The sequence below is a fragment of the Salinimicrobium oceani genome (assembly GCF_012037645.1).
In genome coordinates, this window is sequence record NZ_JAAVJR010000371.1 from 1 (window position 1) to 527 (window position 527).

Genomic DNA, 527 nt, shown 5'->3' on the forward strand with positions numbered 1-527 from the left:
GCCAATATGATCTATGATACTTCGGAAAATATCGCGGAAACCAATAAACTTGCGAACGACTATAAAAATTTTGAATTTGAACTGATCCGTTACTTCTCCATGAGTTCTCCTGTAACTAAGGAAGAATTTGAGAAAATGGATTTCCAGAAGGTTGCCAATGTGGTTTATGAAGCTGCATATAAGCATTACCGTGAAAAGATGAAGCATAATGCTGAAGCTGCTTTCCCGGTGATCAAACAGGTTTGGGAAGATAAAGGCAATAATTTTGAACGTATAGCGGTACCGTTTACCGATGGTGTCAAATCCCTTCAAGTGGTTACTAATCTTCAAAAAGCCTATGAAACTGAAGGTAAGCAGTTGATTACCGACTTTGAAAAGAACATCAGTTTAGCCATTATAGACGACGCATGGAAAACCCATCTTAGAAAAATGGATGAACTGAAGCAGAGCGTTCAGTTGGCGGTGCATGAGCAGAAAGATCCTTTATTGATCTACAAGTTTGAAGCTTTTGAACTGTTCAAGGTAAT

1 pseudogene is annotated in these 527 nt (G+C 38.5%); it reads left to right on the forward strand.

The annotated features are described in order from the left end of the window. A pseudogene (gene secA / locus HC175_RS17235) lies at positions 1-527 on the forward strand (preprotein translocase subunit SecA); the annotation flags it as partial.